Source organism: Mesorhizobium sp. INR15 (genome assembly GCF_015500075.1).
Taxonomy (GTDB): Bacteria; Pseudomonadota; Alphaproteobacteria; order Rhizobiales; family Rhizobiaceae; genus Mesorhizobium.
In genome coordinates this window covers 2,735,197-2,752,039 of the sequence record NZ_CP045496.1, presented here as the reverse complement: position 1 = coordinate 2,752,039, position 16,843 = coordinate 2,735,197, and the positions used below count along the sequence as shown (strand labels likewise).

16 protein-coding genes are annotated in these 16,843 nt (G+C 60.8%); 6 read left to right on the top strand and 10 right to left on the bottom strand.

Annotated elements, in window-relative coordinates:
- On the bottom strand, positions 1 to 1,986 hold the full coding sequence (locus tag GA829_RS13505; protein WP_195178983.1) for a conjugal transfer protein TraG: 1,986 nt from the start codon (positions 1,984 to 1,986) through the stop codon (positions 1 to 3).
- A gap of 514 nt (positions 1,987 to 2,500) precedes the next feature.
- Between GA829_RS13505 and GA829_RS13500 the strand changes: the two genes are divergently transcribed.
- A complete protein-coding gene (locus GA829_RS13500) occupies positions 2,501 to 3,931 on the top strand; it encodes a cryptochrome/photolyase family protein (protein WP_195178982.1) in 1,431 nt (476 codons plus the stop codon).
- A gap of 151 nt (positions 3,932 to 4,082) precedes the next feature.
- On the opposite strand, the gene GA829_RS13495 is transcribed toward GA829_RS13500, so the two are convergent.
- Complete coding sequence (locus GA829_RS13495) at positions 4,083 to 4,703, bottom strand: ChrR family anti-sigma-E factor (protein ID WP_258052269.1); 621 nt, start codon at positions 4,701 to 4,703, stop codon at positions 4,083 to 4,085.
- Positions 4,700 to 5,290 carry a sigma-70 family RNA polymerase sigma factor gene (locus GA829_RS13490; protein ID WP_258052268.1) on the bottom strand — a complete coding sequence of 197 codons (591 nt, stop codon included), beginning with the start codon at positions 5,288 to 5,290 and terminating at the stop codon, positions 4,700 to 4,702. The genes GA829_RS13495 and GA829_RS13490 overlap by 4 nt, the downstream gene beginning before the upstream one ends.
- A gap of 349 nt (positions 5,291 to 5,639) precedes the next feature.
- On the opposite strand from GA829_RS13490, the gene GA829_RS13485 reads away from it, so the two are divergent.
- The 5 genes from GA829_RS13485 to GA829_RS13465 all read left to right on the top strand — a co-directional run bounded on the left by GA829_RS13485 (position 5,640) and on the right by GA829_RS13465 (position 11,194).
- A complete protein-coding gene (locus GA829_RS13485) occupies positions 5,640 to 6,506 on the top strand; it encodes a hypothetical protein (protein WP_195178981.1) in 867 nt (288 codons plus the stop codon).
- Between the two features lie 47 nt (positions 6,507 to 6,553).
- A complete protein-coding gene (locus tag GA829_RS13480; RefSeq protein ID WP_195178980.1) occupies positions 6,554 to 7,096 on the top strand; it encodes a sigma-70 family RNA polymerase sigma factor in 543 nt (180 codons plus the stop codon).
- Positions 7,097 to 7,477: 381 nt separating this feature from the next.
- Positions 7,478 to 8,980: an ATPase domain-containing protein gene (locus tag GA829_RS13475; protein WP_195178979.1), complete on the top strand. Its 1,503-nt coding sequence runs from the start codon at positions 7,478 to 7,480 to the stop codon at positions 8,978 to 8,980.
- The gene (locus GA829_RS13470; RefSeq protein WP_195178978.1) at positions 8,980 to 10,017 is read left to right on the top strand and encodes a sensor histidine kinase; all 1,038 of its coding nucleotides are present in this window, start codon (positions 8,980 to 8,982) and stop codon (positions 10,015 to 10,017) included. Before GA829_RS13475 ends, GA829_RS13470 begins: the two co-directional genes overlap by 1 nt.
- A 91-nt stretch (positions 10,018 to 10,108) precedes the next feature.
- Positions 10,109 to 11,194 (top strand): histidine kinase dimerization/phosphoacceptor domain -containing protein, encoded by a 1,086-nt coding sequence (locus GA829_RS13465; RefSeq protein ID WP_195178977.1) that lies wholly within the window; start codon positions 10,109 to 10,111, stop codon positions 11,192 to 11,194.
- A 101-nt stretch (positions 11,195 to 11,295) separates the two neighbouring features.
- Here the strand turns inward: GA829_RS13465 and GA829_RS13460 are convergent, their stop codons facing one another.
- The 7 genes from GA829_RS13460 to GA829_RS13430 form a co-directional block, all read right to left on the bottom strand.
- Complete coding sequence (locus GA829_RS13460; RefSeq protein ID WP_195178976.1) at positions 11,296 to 11,496, bottom strand: hypothetical protein; 201 nt, start codon at positions 11,494 to 11,496, stop codon at positions 11,296 to 11,298.
- 90 nt (positions 11,497 to 11,586) lie between these two features.
- On the bottom strand, positions 11,587 to 13,326 hold the full coding sequence (locus tag GA829_RS13455; RefSeq protein ID WP_195178975.1) for a relaxase/mobilization nuclease domain-containing protein: 1,740 nt from the start codon (positions 13,324 to 13,326) through the stop codon (positions 11,587 to 11,589).
- A gap of 243 nt (positions 13,327 to 13,569) precedes the next feature.
- Positions 13,570 to 14,346: a lytic transglycosylase domain-containing protein gene (locus tag GA829_RS13450; protein WP_258052267.1), complete on the bottom strand. Its 777-nt coding sequence runs from the start codon at positions 14,344 to 14,346 to the stop codon at positions 13,570 to 13,572.
- Positions 14,343 to 14,678, bottom strand: coding sequence for a DUF736 domain-containing protein (locus GA829_RS13445; RefSeq protein WP_195178974.1), 336 nt, complete (start codon positions 14,676 to 14,678; stop codon positions 14,343 to 14,345). Before GA829_RS13445 ends, GA829_RS13450 begins: the two co-directional genes overlap by 4 nt.
- A 35-nt stretch (positions 14,679 to 14,713) precedes the next feature.
- Entirely contained in the window at positions 14,714 to 15,259 is a 546-nt protein-coding gene (locus GA829_RS13440; protein WP_195178973.1) for a S26 family signal peptidase, read from the bottom strand.
- A complete protein-coding gene (locus tag GA829_RS13435) occupies positions 15,256 to 15,747 on the bottom strand; it encodes a DUF2840 domain-containing protein (RefSeq protein WP_195178972.1) in 492 nt (163 codons plus the stop codon). The genes GA829_RS13440 and GA829_RS13435 overlap by 4 nt, the downstream gene beginning before the upstream one ends.
- Positions 15,744 to 16,829, bottom strand: coding sequence for a replication initiator protein A (locus tag GA829_RS13430; protein ID WP_195178971.1), 1,086 nt, complete (start codon positions 16,827 to 16,829; stop codon positions 15,744 to 15,746). The genes GA829_RS13435 and GA829_RS13430 overlap by 4 nt, the downstream gene beginning before the upstream one ends.
- Positions 16,830 to 16,843: the final 14 nt, after the last annotated feature.

The window sequence follows — 16,843 nt, the reverse complement described above, 5'->3', positions numbered from 1 at the left end:
TCATAGCTCCATGCCATCGTCGCGATCTAGCGCGACTTGCCGCGCGACCGACCGCGCGGCGCGGGCCATCCGGCCGCTGCTCGCGGCGAGATCATCTGCCTCGTCGGCCGTATCGATCTCGAATTCGTTGGCTGGCGGCGGAGGCGCTGAAGGCGGGACACCATTGTCGAGCTCGGGCTGACGCCGCCAGCCGGAGTCGGTCGCATCCTGCATGCCTTTTGTGCGAGCAACCACGGCTGGTGGCCCCACGGACCGGACCGGCAATGGAAGGCTCGTCCAGTCGTCAGGCTTGATCACGGTTCGCGCGGTGAGCGCCGGCGGAGGCAGGACGCGGTCCTTCAACCGCCGGTCTTCGAAGTAGCGCGCCTTCTTCGCCCGGATCGGCGGCGTCCCGGCCAGCATGACGATTTCGTCGCCAGCCGGCAGTTGCATGATTTCGCCAGGTGTGAGCAACGGCCGCGCCGTCTCGGAGCGCGACACCATGAGATGTCCGAGCCATGGCGAAAGCCGGTGACCGGCATAGTTCTTCATCGCTTTCAGCTCGGTTGCCGTACCCAGGGCATCCGAAACGCGTTTGGCGGTGCGCTCGTCATTTGTCGCGAAGCTGACGCGTACATGGCAGTTGTCGAGGATCGAGTTGTTGGGCCCATAGGCCTTCTCGATCTGATTGAGCGACTGCGCGATCAGGAAGCTTTTCAGGCCATAACCGGCCATGAAAGCGAGCGCGGATTCGAAGAAGTCTAGCCGTCCAAGCGCCGGGAACTCGTCCAGCATCAGCAGCAGCCGATGACGATCCAGCCCTTCGGGCAGATCCTCGGTCAGGCGGCGGCCGATCTGGTTGAGAATGAGACGGATCAGCGGCTTGGTGCGACTGATGTCGGAGGGCGGAACGACGAGATAAAGCGTCGCTGGAGACGCATCCGCGACGATGTCGGCGATGCGCCAGTCGCATGAGCGGGTGACCGCCGCGACGACCGGATCGCGGTAGAGCCCAAGAAAGGACATCGCGGTCGACAGCACGCCCGAACGTTCGTTGTCGGACTTGTTGAGCAGCTCCCGTGCGGCACTGGCAATAACGGGATGCGGACCGCCCTCCCCCAAATGCGCCGTCGTCATCATCGCGGCCAGTGTCGATTCGATCGGCCGCCTGGGATCGGACAAAAATGCCGCGACGCCGGCCAATGTCTTGTCCGGTCCGGCGTAGAGCACGTGCAGGATCGCGCCGACCAGAAGCGCGTGACTGGTCTTTTCCCAGTGGTTGCGCCGCTCAAGCGAGCCTTCGGGGTCGACCAGAATATCGGCGATGTTTTGGACGTCGCGCACCTCCCATTCGCCCCGTCGGACCTCCAGTAAGGGGTTGTAGGCGTTCGACCTGGCATTGGTCGGATCAAACAGCAGCACCCGGCCGTGCCGGGCGCGAAAACCGGCGGTGAGCCGCCAATTCTCGCCCTTGATGTCATGGACGATCGCCGAGCCCGGCCAGGTCAGCAGCGATGGCACCACCAGGCCGACACCCTTGCCCGAGCGCGTCGGCGCAAAGCAAAGCACATGCTCGGGCCCGTCATGGCGAAGATAATGCGGCCCATACCGCCCCAGCACCACACCGTCCTGGACAAGCAGGCCGGCGGCCTTGACCTCGTTCCTGTCGGCCCAGCGCGCGGAACCGTAGGTCTCGACCTTCGTCGCTTCGCGGGCCCGCCACAGGGACATGCCGATCGCGACGGCGATCGCGATGAAACCACCCGAGGCGGCGATGAGGCCGCCGCGCATGAAGATCCCCGACGCATACGCGTCGTAGAAATACCACCACCAGAAGACAGCTGGCGGATAGTAGATTGGCATGCCGGCGATGACGAACCAGGGCGGCCCCAGCTGTGTCTGGTAGCCCAGTTGCCACGCCGACCATTGCGTCGCCCCCCAGGTGGTGAGAAGCACGACCAAAAAGACAACGGCAATCTGGCCCCAGAGGACTTTCGTTCCTGACATGCGTTCTCCTCGCTGGGCAGAGGTCAGGCAAACTGCATTTGAATTCAACGGCCGCTACGGGCCGATCGTGTGGTGTCGAGCTGTCGGCATGGAAGACAGGCGATCGGCAGCCGTGGACGCCGCTTCGTTCGGTCTGCAACGACAGGACCCGGCGTCGGCCACGTCATCGCCGCAGCTGGCAACTTCACGAAACGTCCGATTGATCCAAGACCGCCTGCGACGCGTATAGGGTCAAAAACGGAGTTTCTCGCGCGCTACCGGTATCTCGCTGCCCTGCCACTCCCGAAACTGAATCCAAGCTGAGTGGATATGGGTTCGCGACATGCGGAGGCCTGAAAGGTCGACGATCGCCTCTAGTTTAGACAGCCGGCCTGAGAGGCTTCCTGAACACAGCTTCCGATCTGGAGCAAAAGTCAGGTTATTGCATTTCGCCACGAAGCGCAGTGATCATTTCAACTAGCCCTACTTATCGGCAAACTTCTTGCCACCCCATGTTGGATCGAGGCCAAGCCCAATGACGGCCACTAACGCGCCAATCATCGTCTTATTTCGAAACGACCTGCGGGTCTCGGACAATGCGGCGCTCGCAGCCGCCAGCGCCACGGGCAAGCCGATCGTACCGCTCTTCATTCTGGACGAAGAGGCGAGGGATGAGCGTTCGGCAGGTGCTGCAAGCCGCTGGTGGCTCCATCATTCGCTTTCAGCGCTTGGAAATTCCTTGGCAAAGCTCGAAACGACGTTTTTCATGCGACATGGACCAACCAAGACGATCGTTGCTGAGGCAGTGAGCGCTACGGGCGCTGACTCCGTGTTCTGGAATCGGCGCTATTCTCCGTCAGCCGTGACGAACGACATGGCACTGAAGGCCGAATTGCGTGCAGCGCAGTTGGCCGTGGAAAGCTTTGACGGATTTCTCCTGCACGAGCCATCGCGTGTCGCGACACGTTCAGGCGACTTCTACAAAGTTTTCACGCCTTTCTACAAAAGGCTCGCGGAAGACGACCCTAGAGATCCCGTTGACGCACCGATATCGCTTGTCGCCTGGAAGGGTCGTCTGCGCTCCGACAGGCTTGAAGATTTCAAGCTTCTGCCGAAGAGTCCAGATTGGTCGTCCGGTCTGGCCGAACGGTGGCAGCCTGGTGAGCAAGGCGCAAAAGACAGACTGGTCACCTTTCTTGATGACAGACTGGAAGCTTACGCCGAAGACCGCAACGTCCCAGGCGTCGAGGGCACCTCGGGACTCTCGCCGCATCTTGCCCATGGTGAGATCACGCCGTTCCAGATGATGGCGGCGCTTCGGCGCAGGCGCGGCAACGGGGCTGAGACATATCGCAAGGAAATCGCTTGGCGCGAGTTCTGTTATCATCTCCTTTTCAATCGGCCCAAGCTGCATCTCGAAAATTTTCGTTCCGAATTCGATGCCTTCAAGTGGAGAAGTGCGCCAGCGGCGCTGAGGGCTTGGCAGACCGGACGAACCGGCTACCCCATAGTGGACGCAGGCATGCGCGAACTTTGGCAAACTGGATGGATGCACAACCGGGTTCGCATGATCGCGGCGTCGTTCCTGGTCAAGGACCTTATGATTGACTGGCGTGATGGCGAGCAATGGTTCTGGGAAACATTGGTCGACGCCGACGCTGCGAACAACCCCGCCAGTTGGCAGTGGGTGGCAGGATCGGGAGCCGACGCCGCTCCCTATTTCCGAATTTTCAACCCGGTCCTCCAAGGCGAGAAATTCGATCCCGATGGCAGTTACGTCCGGCGCTATATACCGGAATTGGCAAAGCTGCCCGACCGTTATGTCCATCGTCCCTGGGAAGCGCCGACAGAAGTCCTCAACGAATGCGGCGTCAACATTGCAGAAAATTACCCCACGCCGATCGTCGATCATGCAGACGCCAGGGAGCGCGCGCTGGAAATCTATCGCGGCACACGAGACGCATAGATATCGCCCAAATCATCCATCAATTCCTCAAGATGTCCGTCAATTCCTCAAGATGTCCGTCAAGAGCCCGGAAAGCCACGAAAGTCCAAAGCCAAACTCCGACAGACCGCGCGAGAGCCTAATTCGGCGCATACCTACTGCTGCGTTCTCCTTAGAGCCTGAACAGGGGCTGTATGAGCCGCCCAAGCCTGCTTTGAAGCTTGATGCTGCCCTGCAATGCGACGATGCAAATGCAGGGCGCGCCTTCGCCAACAGTGGGCTTGTGATCCATCGTTTCGTCGGCCTCGTCAAAGTCGCCAGGGCCGTAACGGCCGAACTGATGCTCGAATGACCCTTCGAGCACACATGTCCATTCGTATCCGCTATGTCTATGATGTGGCAGCTTGGTTCCCGGCGCCGCCTTCAGCATGAACACCTTGATATCGGCGACTTCCGGAACCGATACGGACCGTTGTCTCAGACCAGGCCCGACCCAGCGCCATGGCCCAAGTTCATATCGGTCGAGTGGTTCTTCCGGCGCGCTGTCAGGCGCCTCCGAGGTATTGTCGATCAGGCACAAGACGTTTTGAAGCGCTCCAGGCGCCAAGGATGCCAGCGGTGCTCGCTCAAGAAGCGCGCCGCCTATCGCCTCATACGTAACGACATTGCCGCTGCAGCAGGAGCACATGGACAGATGCATCGAAACGACGAGGCTGCGCGCTTCATCCAGCGTGCCCGAGGCAAAAGCAGCGAGGGTTTCGTCGGATGGATGATGGGTAATTGATTTCATCATTTCAGCTCACCAAGTCTGTCTCTCAGGCGCTGCAGAGCTAGCCTGATCCGCGACTTAACGGTGCCGAGGGGTATGCCGAGTTGATCCGCTATCTCGGCATGTGCGAGACCATCGAAAAATGACAGCCGGATGACCCGCAATTGTTCGTCCGGCAGGCTGATAATTCTCGATCTCACGAAGCTTTCGCGCTCGGCCACGAGAAGGTGCAGTTCGGGCTGATCCGGATCTATCTCTTCTGGCAAGGTCTCATCCTCTATCCAGGCAGTCGCGCGCCCTTCGCGACGAACAACATCGACGCTGACGTTGCGCGCAATCGAATAAACCCAGGCAGAGGCCGAAGCGCGGGTCGGATCATATTGTGCCGCCTTATGCCAGACTCTGATCAGCGTCTCCTGAGCCAGATCCTCGGCGCGGTCGGAGCTTGCACCACGCCGCATCATCATGGCCTTGATGCGTGGGGCGTAGTATTCGAACAGCGCCGAGAACGCGTCGCGATCCTGAGCGGCTGCGACACGTGTGACTAGCCGGTCTGAATCGAATTCCGCCATCGGTTTGTAGTATACGCTTAAGCTTGCTCCGGCTGGCAAGACCGCGCTCCGGGGTTTTATCACCTCATTACGCGTCGGTGGATCAATTGGATCACCAACTTGATGGGCGCCGGCAGCAAAATCGTATCCGGCTGATCTTTCTATCAGCCAATTGGATCTCTTACGCGATGAGTGGTGATCCATTTACCACCGACATCCGTAAACCCTCAGAGTCACATGAAGCGTCACAGTCGGAATGGCGTTGTAAATCTGGTCGAGTTGGCTGGACAAAATCCAGTTCTCCGAAGGCAGATGCTCGCGAGGCAGGCATGCGTGACGTTTGCCGGAGAGTGTGGGCCGACAAGCTGTCGGCCCACATTGATCACCTTTTGGAGAGGAACCCGCCGACGTGCCAAATATCGTTCTGATCGTCGGCAGTGCCCCAGATGCCGTCAGATGCCGAGATTGGCCCCGGGCGGCGTTTGCCTCGATCGTTGTCATCAACAACGCCTGGGGCGTGCGGCCGGATTGGGACTATTTGATCCACGCTGATGATTTTCCTCATGAGCGCATGCCGATGGATAAACGCCTGGGAGTGGCGTCGATCATAACATCCGGCGACTTCGTTCCTACGCAAAACGCATTCGGTGGCTTTGTCTATGCAGGGGGCACAATGGCGTTCACCGCTGGCTATTGGGCCCTTAAGGCACTCAAGCCTGAGGTGATTGCCTTTTTGGGTTGCGACATGATTTATCCCAGCAACGCACCGACGCATTTCTATGGGATTGGAACAGCCGATCCATTGCGCGACGACGTAACCCTGAAAGACCTTGAGGCCAAGTCTGGAAGGTTTTTCGTCAAGGCACTGCGTCACGGGACAGTCTGCCTCAACCTATCAAACCTTCCTGAAAGTCGCCTTGCAATACCGCGGGTGACGATGCCCACAATCGATCGACTGACCCCGGCCCGGATCAAAGCGATCAGAGTGATGCTCGAGGCCACTGTCGACAAGATTTCCATGGACAGCGCCAGCAGGCTTGAAACTGAGCTTGGCTACCTTGTCGAAGATGGACGGTACTGGGAACACACATCGGATTTCGATGAAGCAGCGCTCTGGAAAATTGATCGGCATTGGAGTGCATCGGTCGATCAAATTCCAAAATCGGTCGTTCCCAAAGGAGCCTGCTGGGCGCGCGGCCGCGCGCGCGTAGCCCGCCAGGGCCACCATCAGTCCCTTGCCACTGACAACGCCCGCCCAATTGGCGAAGGCGCTTAGGTCAAGGTGACAGACGAACTGGAGGCGCTTGGCATGAGGGCTCAACGGTGCTCACTCGAGACGACATAACAAAGCTCATTTTAAGAACAGGCGCTCAGGACCGACCTGCGTTCGATATCCTCTATCGTCACACTTGCGCTAAATTATTCGGCGTGTGCTTGCGTATTCTGGGCGATCGCGGAGAAGCTGAGGATGCCCTGCAGGAAATTTATATAAAGATCTGGGCAAAAGCCGATCGCTTCGCGATTTCGGAACTCAGCCCGATCTCATGGCTTGTCGCGATCGCGCGCAACCATTCGATAGATCGTATAAGGGCACGCCGCCCGCCATCTGTCGGACTTAGCGTGGCGCAAGACATAGCCGATCCGGCCCCAGGGCCGGATGCGCTTGTGATTGCGGCAACCGATGCCGAGCGTCTCCGGCGATGCATCGATGGACTCGCAAGCGAAAAAGCCGACGCCGTTCGTGGCGCATATCTTGACGGCGAAAGTTATGCAGAGCTGGCTCGGCGTTACAACGTGCCGATCAACACGATGCGGACCTGGCTTCGCAGAAGCCTCATCAAAATTCGAGCGCAGCTTGAGGGATGAACTCGCGCCATGGCGCGATCGGCCACGCGGCAGACTGGCGTTCGCGTCGCCGCGTTCGAGAGCGGTTGGCTTCGCGCCTGGGGTTTGGACGTTGTATAGCTTCTTGGCATGCGGCGATCCGCGTTTGGCATCGTCCATACGCCAGTTTCGAAGGTCCTGTCCGTTTTGGGGGGTGGCGGGAGGTACGCGGCTTAGCGCCGCAACAGTTCCTATCTTCTCTTGTAAGTTCGGCCAACAGATCACGGTTTATCCTTCCTATTCATGGGGATACTTCAACGACATCGGCCTGGATCGATTACCTTTCTGTTGGCGAATTCGATTGCCGGGTGTCGCTGCCGCGCATGGAACAATTGAAAATCCCGCCCGTTACGATCTTCACCTATGTCGGAGAGCCATGTGAACACAGATGACGCGTCACCAATCGCCTCGGGCGTGGCCGGGCTCGATCATATTTTGCGTGGCGGATACGCCAAGTATCGCTCGCATCTTATCGAGGGTAGGCCTGGATCGGGAAAGACTACCCTTGGTCTACAGTTTCTGATCGAGGGTGCGGCTCATGGCGAAAAATGCCTCTACATCACATTGTCGGAAAGCAAGCGCGAACTGCTTTCAGTCGCCGGTCGGCATGGCTGGGACCTGCAGGGCGTAGACATCCTTGAGCTGGTGCCGCCAGAACTTAGCCTCGACCCCTCCAAGTTGCAGACACTGATTCATGCCTCGGAACTTGAGCTTGGCGAGACTGTGCAGGCGGCGTTGGCTGAAATCGGGCGGATCAAGCCCGACAGGGTCGTGTTTGACTCGCTCTCCGAAATCCGGCTGCTCTCACAGGGCTCCCTGCGATATCGCCGGCAGGTTCTGGCGCTGAAAAGCTTCTTTCTTCTCAACAACGCAACGGTGCTGCTGCTGGACGACCTGACCGGAGAGGACGAAGATCTCAACCTTCATTCAATCAGCCATGGCGTCATTCGCATGGAGCAATTAACGCCCGTTTATGGTGGCGAACGGCGGCGGCTGCGTGTCATCAAGATGCGCGGAGTACAAATCCGGGGTGGCTACCATGATTTCGTCATCAGGCCCGGCGGCGTTACGGTGTTTCCGCGTCTTGTTGCGGCAGATCATAAACCAGCCCCGAATGGTTCGCTGGCACTCAGCGGTAATGCGGTTGACACGCTGCTCGGCGGTGGACTGGACCGCGGAACCAGCACCCTGCTGATGGGACCTTCCGGCGTTGGGAAATCCACAATTGCAACGTCCTTCTGCCACGCAGCGCTGGAGCGAGGCGAGCGTGTTCTTGTGCTGCTTTTCGATGAGACCGAACGGATTTTCCTGGCCAGGGCTGGTGGCGTGGGAATGGAGCTAAAACCATTTATTGCATCAGGGATGTTGGTGCTGGAGCAAATCAATCCGGCCGACCTGTCGCCGGGAGAATTGTCATCTCAGATACGGACTGCCGTCGAGAGCCGGGATGCCAGGCTTGTCGTCATCGACAGTTTAACTGGGTATCTCAATGCGATGTCTGAGGAGCAGCATCTGGTCCTCCAAATGCATGAGATTCTTACGTATCTTAACCAGAAGGGCGTGGTGACAATCCTGCTGCTGGCCAATCACGGACTGATCGGGCAAATGGGTGTGGACGTCGATATGACGTACCTGTGTGATGCTGTGATGCTGCTACGATTTTTCGAGAGTGGCGGGCGCATCCGGCGAGCGATCTCGGTGATAAAGAAGCGAGTGGGCCCGCACGAGGACACGATCCGAGAGTTTCGGATCGATGGTTCTGGTATCACTGTTGGTGAGCCGCTCAATCGTTTTCGGGGTATCCTAACGGGCATTCCAGTTTTCGAAGGCGAGCGGTCTGATCTTATCACAAACAAGGCATCCTGATGCAGGAGCCCCCGGTCCTCTTGCTCACGCCATCTGGACGCGACGCGCAGATCGCTGCCTCGATATTGGCGACAGGCAACATCGCGACCCGGGTTTGTCCCGCGTTGGAGGACGTGCTGCCACTTCTCGACAAGGCGCAATGTCTGGTCGCCGCCGAGGAAGCGCTTATCAGCGCCGGTCGACATGCGTTAGCCGGGTGGCTGGAGAGCCAGCCGGCCTGGTCGGACTTTCCGGTTGTGCTGTTGGTGAGGCGCGGGAGAGAGATCGATGGCCGCCTGGGGTTTCTAGATCGATACCTGATTGTTCTCGAGAGGCCTTTTCTCGCTTCCAGCCTGTCAAACTCGGTCCGCTCGGCGCTTCGCGCCCGCGCCCGCCAGCTTGAGGTCAAATCCTACATAGAAGAAAAACAGGAGGTCGCCGACCGCCAAAAACTTCTTATTAGGGAACTTCATCATCGGGTTAAGAACACGCTCGCCAATGTGCGCGCGATGATGGGGGCTACAGCACGGGCAAGCGGTGATATTGACGATTTCGTTCGCGATTTCTCGGCCAGGCTCGTGTCGTTGGCCGACACACATTCCATTTTGACAGACGATTACTGGCAAATGGCTTCGCTGCGGAAAATCCTGGAGGGTGAACTGAGACATTACGAAACGCGCGACAAGCCCCGGATTTCAATGGAGGGTCCGAATGTCGACCTCGTTGCCGATCTGGCGATACCGATTGGCATGGCATTCCATGAGTTGGCCACCAACGCCTCGAAGTTCGGTTCGCTGTCGCAACGGCAAGGGAGGCTTGAGGTGCACTGGACACTCGCCGACTCAGGCCAAGGGCCGGTTGTGACGTTTGATTGGCGCGAGCGTGATGGACCCCAGGTCGATCCGCCCAAGCGACGTGGTTTTGGCACCACCTTGCTGGAGAAGGTTGTGACCGTCCAATGCGACGCGAAAATAGCGTTGAACTATCACCGTGAGGGTCTGCATTTTACCATGGCGCTTCCACTGCGCGATACGAGACTTGTCCCCTCGTACTCCTGACGAGAGTGCAGCCTCTGGACTTTGCTTTGGCAATGGTAGGGGCAACGCATCACTGATATTGGTGTCGCTGACTTCCACTTAGGTGCGAAACATGACATCAGATTCAAATAAGGCGGAGGCCGTCGAGCAGCTGCTCGAAACGCCTGACCTTGTCACTGCGCTGGAAAGCGAACAGTTCAAAAAATTCCTCGACCAGGTCCCGATAGCCATCGCGGTGTCGGACCTGAGCGCTAAGGAACGCGTTGTTTATGCCAATCCCGAATTCGAAAAACTCTCAGGCCTTACAGCGGTGGCCCTTACCCGGAAGAACTGGGCAGCGCTCCCCGGCATCGGCATGCACCAGCAAAAAGACCGGACACTGGCCCAGGCCGTGGTCGAGGAAACCGATTTCGTCGGCACTTTCCGGCTGAAGCGCGACGAGGACAATCAAGCGCTTCTCGACGTCTATTCCAACCTCATCGAGGACGACAGCGGCAAAATCTGCTTCCGGCTGGTGGCGCTTGTTGACGTCTCCGCTCACGGCGAAACGGAAGATGAGCGCTCGGTCGAAGAACGTGTCCGGGAAAAGGACACGCTGCTGCGCGAGTTGCAGCACCGCGTGAAGAACAATTTGCAAATGATCACCGCATTGATCCGTCTGGAAACCCGCAATGCGACCGAGCCGGACCGGAAACGGTTCGAAAGGCTTGCTGGGCGCGTCGACGCGCTCGCGATCCTCTACCAGACGCTGTCAGCCGACGAGCAGAAGGACGAGGTCGACCTTGGTATCTATCTCAGCCAGATCGCATCAGCGGTCATGACATCGCACGCGGTCGAAGGCATTCGCCTTGATATGAAGGTCGACACCTATCCGGTGTCGATCAACGTCGCGATGCCGACCGGGCTGGTGGTCAACGAACTGCTTACCAATGCGCTCAAGCATGCCTTCCGCGGCCGCGACGGCGGCACGATAACCCTGCACAGCATCGTCGATGGCGATGGCTGCAGGATCGTCGTGGCCGACGACGGTATCGGGCTGCCTGAAGGCGAGACTTGGCCCAAGCAGGGCAAGCTCGGGGCGCTGATCGCGCGCTCGCTGACCGAGAACGCCAAGGCGGAATTCGACGTCAACTCGAGTGCCACGGAAGGGACGAAGGTGACGATCGTTTTCAGGCGGTCAGCTGCCACCGCGAACTGAATCGCCCGCGCGGGCAGCACGGACATGAAACCCACCACAGGCCGATTGAGCCTAGCTCGAAGCTTCAAGGGCGTGACATCGGCATGTAACCCATCTCCAGCTCAACCCAGCCGCTTCGCGCTGATCGCGGCGATGGGTTTGACCGTCCCGACCGGCTGGCTAATGACGACTGACGTCTGTTTCGGCGTATCATGGGTCGAGGCGGCGCAAGCTTGCCAGCGCACGGCATGCTGCTGCTTGTCCTCACGCACATTGGCGGTGTGACGCTGGCAAGCCTGCGCCATCGCGAAAATTCGGTCCAAGCCATGATATCTGGCGAAAGACGCAAGGCAGGACCCGGCTGACTACGCCCAGCGAACTGGCAACGCGGAAGTCTCGTTCTCCCGAACAGATCACAAGCCCAATCCTTGCTTGCGCCCGAAGCTCCAATCGATGCCACCGTCGCCGCGGGCAATGCCGGCGACATGTTTGCCGTGATGCCGCTCCAGCGATGGCGTCCAGGGCAAGAGTTGAAAGCCGAGCCCGTCATCGATCATCGCAAAACGGCCGGACGCCAGCGCGAAGCGCTGCCTGTAAATGCCGGACACGAATTCACCCTCACCTGCCCGGTTGAAGGGCTGGCCGGACACGGCCGCGAGCTTGCTGCCCAGGGCGGCGAGCTCCCTCCGGCGCAAAGTGTCGACCAAGCCGTTGGCGAAGACGATACCGCGCGCCTGCCGCTCAGCCAGACCCAGGCCGACCAGATGCTCGGAGCGCCGGTCCATCGCATGACGCACCTCAGTACCAAATCCGCCATCGGACAGCGCCGCCGGCGTTCTCGCGAGCGCCTGCCTGTCCAGCCAGGTCGCCCCACCGGCGATGACCTGGCGTTCGATGTCGAGGTCGCTGCGCACAGCAAGCGCAAGCCGCTTGCGTCCCTGGGCGTCGTCGAATTTGCGCAGCTCGACGATCGAGCCCGGCGCGCCATCACCCGCCGCGTCGAGATCCGACAGTCGGACATGATGGCAACGGCCGTCGACGCCATCTATGACCGCATAGGCCGTGCCCTTGAGTTCGTCATCCAGCCCGCGCTCGACGAGGCGGCCCAAGATGGTTTCGTCCAGCCTCTCCGCTGCCAGCACATAGTTCCCACTGGTCCGCTCGATGCCGCGTCCGGAAAGCGCTCGATGCAGGCGTCTGATGATATCGCCGCGCTCGCCCAGCTCACGCAGCGTCGCCTCGGCTTTGTCGCTGACGACCCACTGGCCAGGACCGATCTGATCGGCAAGGCCGAGCACCTCCAGTCTGCGCAGACGCCCGGCCTTGAAGGTGCCGAATTCGTCAGCCCGGCGATCGGCGTAAGCCGCAAGGTCGATGAGGCCATCCTCACCGGCATCGCGCATCAGCTGGCGGTCGAGCCCGGTCCAGCCATCCGCATCGACCTGTCGCTCGACATGCCGGCGGACTTCCAGATCGGAGCGGGGGCCGAGCTCGCGTGTGACCAGATCGCTGGCGCGATCACGCATGCCGCGGCTGATGTAGTCGCGCGAGATCACCAGGTCCTGACCATCATCGCCCCGGCCGCGCAAGATGACGTGGAGATGCGGGTTGTCGGTGTTCCAGTGATCGACCGCGACCCAATCAAGCGATGTGCCGACGTCCTTTTCCATCCGGCCCATCAAATCCCGCGTGAAGGATTTCAGGTCCGCCATTTCCGCAGCGTCCTGCGGCGAGACGATGAAGCGGAAATGATGCCGGTCATCCTTGCAGCGTTCGGCGAAATCCCTGGCCGCGACATCCTCGGCCTCGGGGCCGAACATGCGGGCTTTCTCGCCGTCGCGCGTCACGCCTTCGCGCTGCAGATAATTGAGATGGGTTGCCAGCGGCGGAGCGCGTTTCGAGTGGCGGACCACGCGGGTCTTGATCACCGTGACGCGGGAGCGGCTGGTCAGCAAGCGATTGGCCTGAATGCTGGCCGCCCTGCCCCGGCCGAATTGCGAATGACTGGCGGGCCGGATCCGGCCGGAGCGCGACATGCTGCCGCCAGCCTTTTTCGCGGCGGCAAGCGCCTGGGCGATGAAGGGCCGCGAGGACTGGGACCGCGTCGAGCGGACGCGGCCCGGACGGATGCGGAAGTCGCGCTCATCGGCCATGAAGATCGCCCGCAACGTGCAATGATCGCTGCAGAAACAACATCTTGTCTGGCTCCGGCACGTTGCGCCGAAGCGCAGCAATGTGCCGAACGACGCGAAAACCCCAACAAAAACAACCGACCGGCCGGCGCACAAGGTGCGCCCTTTTATCTCGCCATCCATCGGTTGTTGGGTCGTGGCCTCTCCATCGCGCACGCCACAACGCCCAACAGGACGCCCTGGCGCGAATTGAGATCAGATGCTTCATGGTGCCGACGTCCCGACATCGGGACCGCTGAACAGTTCGCGCGGCCGCGAACGGGCCGAAAAAAGATCGCCCGCCCGCAGCGATGCTGGCATGCCGGCCAATGCGCCCTCGGACGACAAGCGATCGGCCGCGGCGATGGAGCCGGAACGCGTTGTGAACAGCGGCGCGGCGGTCCATGCGTCGGCGTTGCGCCGAGCGGCGGGGAGCGCGCCGGAACCATCACCGCCGCCCCAGAAAGGGCGCAGTTTTGCGACGTAGGAACGGGTCTCTGCCGGCAGGGGACGGCCTGTCAAAGAGGCTTCGTAACGCCCCGGCCCCGCATTGTAGGCGGCCAGGAATCCCGGAGAGCCGTAGCGATCAAACAGCTCGCGCAGATAGGCCGTTCCGGCGAGGATGTTGTCGCGCGGATCAAAAGGATTACCGCCCAGATGATGGCGAAGGCGCAGTTCGGCAAAGGTCGCGGGCATGACCTGCATCAACCCCACCGCGCCTTTGCGCGAGACGGCTGCCGGGTCGCGAGCGCTTTCCAGGCGCATGATCGCCCGGATCCAGCGTTCTGGCATGCGGAAGCGATGCGACGCCTCGGCAATGTGCGCGGCATAGGGGTCGTCCGTGGACTGCTTTGAGACAGGTGCTGATTGTGCGCTGGCGCCCGTCAATCCATGGCAGAAGACCGCAATGCCGACAGCAAACAACAGAGTTCCAGGTTTTACCGGCAGGCTGCCGAGGAAGCGCATTGCGGCCGCACAGGTCTTCGCCGCGCGCGCGATCATCGTGCGCGATCCTGACGTGATTTCGGCCGGCTCCAGCGCAGCGACCAGGAACCCTCGTCCGCACTGGAACGGAACAGGTTGGCGCGGAAACGCCGACCAAACAACGGATCCTCCAACCGGCAGGACAAATAGTCGCCGGCCGTCTGTCCGTTCTCCTTCCAGGCGGCGCCGATTTCCGGACCGCTGCCGTCGCCAATATGGATGCGAAAGTCCGGCGCATTACCGTCAGACGTTCGCGTCGGGACGATCACCACCTCGGCATCCACAAGCAAAGTGCGAATGCGCCCGCGGTACCCGGATTCAGTTCGTTGGAAAACGCCGATCTCGGTCATGGACTATCTCCTTCCTGTTTTGGCTTGGCTGGTTTTCAGTTCGCTGGCGCGAGCCAGACGTAGCGTCCATCGCCGCTCTCGTCGGTCCAGAGCGGCAGCGCGCGTCCGATGATCGAGGTCATCGGGAAAGGGCCGAAATAGCGGCCGTCGAGGCTGTCCCCGACCTTCGGGTTCATCACGAAGATCTCGCCAGTGGCGATGATGCGGCAGCCCTGCCAGTCAGGCAGGGGACGTCCCGTATGGTCGCGCGCCAGCGCCGCGCCCAACGCGACACCGTCGACTGTGACAATGCGGCCGATACGGCAGACCTTCTGCCCAGCAAGGGCAACGATATGCTTCAGCATCGGCATGCCGGCCGGCAGATAGCCGCGCTGCGCGACGAACGAGGCGACCGGCTTGGGCGGTTCGATGACTGCGAGATCACCAACCGTCAGGCGGCGGCTCCTGCTGATGGCGTAGAGACCGATCGGCGCGCTCGCTGATGCGTTCCACATCAGCAGCGGCGGCATCTTCGCGACAGCCGGCGCGATGATCGCGGCGACAGCGCCAAGCGCCATGATCGAGCAAGCAATGCGGCTCATGACGTCGCTCGCTTGCGCAACCGAAAGGCCTGATGCTGTTCCAGCGAATAGGCGCGTGGGGCTCCGCCGGCGACCAGGCGGTTGTGGCTTTGGCGCCAGTAGTCGGGCGCCGCGTCTGCTGGATGGATGCCGATCGCCTCGATCGCATCGATCAGCTGGAGAACCCGCTCGACCTTGTCCCAGCCGGTGATCCTGAGCAGCATCTCGCCGCCGGGCCGGATGTGAGGCAGCGTCTGATAGGGCTCCCGAGGTCGGACGGCGCGCACGATGTCGATGCGCGAAATGACCGTGCCAAAGTCGTTTGCCGCCCAGCGCACAAAGGCAAAAACACTGTCCGGCGCGAATGCGAGAACGCGGCGCCGCCTGTTGACGATCGTCTCATGGACGGCGCGGCCGAAGCGGATGCGATGTTCAATCCGCTTCTCGATCCAGGTCAGCTCGACGCTCGTAAGCTCGCCACGCGGCACGGCTCGTGGAAACGACATCATGTGTCATCTCCCGCGCAGCGCCCGGCGTGTTGCCCTTCGCGTGTCGATCGGCCAGCATCTGGCGGCGTCTGTTCCTCACGCCCGTTGCGTGGCTGCCGCGCAAGACTGTTAGATTGACTGTTAGACTCTAAGTTAGGAGCGCGATTTTCCTCGCCCGCGCCAAGACTTAGGGCCGTTGGCGGTTCCCGATAGCACGATAGTGCGGTTCCCGATGGCACGAGGGTTCGGGTTCCCGATAGCACGAGCCTGTCAACAAGGGCCGGCATCGGTTCGAACGCCAGAAGGACGCGGCCGCTGGCTTCGACTTCCGTGAACAGAAGGTATCCCGGCAGGGGTTGGCGGCGCACGATGTCGCGCAGCTCGAAGGCGAAGCGTTTGAGCGGCGCAAGGCTGCCGGACTTTTGATGCAGGTGCCGAATGTCGAAACGCCAGCCGGCACGCTGGCGCCCGCCATGCTTGCGCACCAACCGGTAGAGCCAGCGATCGAGGCCGCCCGTCAGCCCAAAATAGGCACGATCAATCGTCAGGATCAGCGCATCGTCCAGAACGGCGCGGTAGAACCAATCGGGCAAAATCAGCTCAAGGCCGAGCGGGCGGCCGCTTCGGCCGGTACGCTCCTGCCACTCATTGATCCACGAGAAGCGATGGCGCCTGCCTTCGGCGGGTTGGCGGATCGAGGTGACGACGCTCGTCGATTGCAGGCGATCGAGCGCTGCCTTCAGGCGCAGATAATCTCGCTTCGAGACGCCGCGGCCGATGTAGGTCAGCATCTCGTATGGCGTCGCAGCCATCAGGCGCGAGGTGCGCAGCCCGGCATCGCGTGCGTTGACGATCTGGCTCGCGGCCCAGATCAGGATATCGGCGTCCCAGATTGTCGCCATGCCGTGGTCAGGCACGGCTTCCACCCTGATGGTGACATCACCGGCACGAAAGTCGATCGGCGCGATGCGTCTAGACTTGGCGAGGGAAAAGAAGGGATAGGCCATGAGGTCCTGCGCATCGCGTGGCGCGAAATCACCTGGCAGCGCATGGAACAGGTCGAGCTGTCCGCGCTCGGAGGGTTCGCGTGTTCGTGCCGACATCTGGAGCGCGGCCG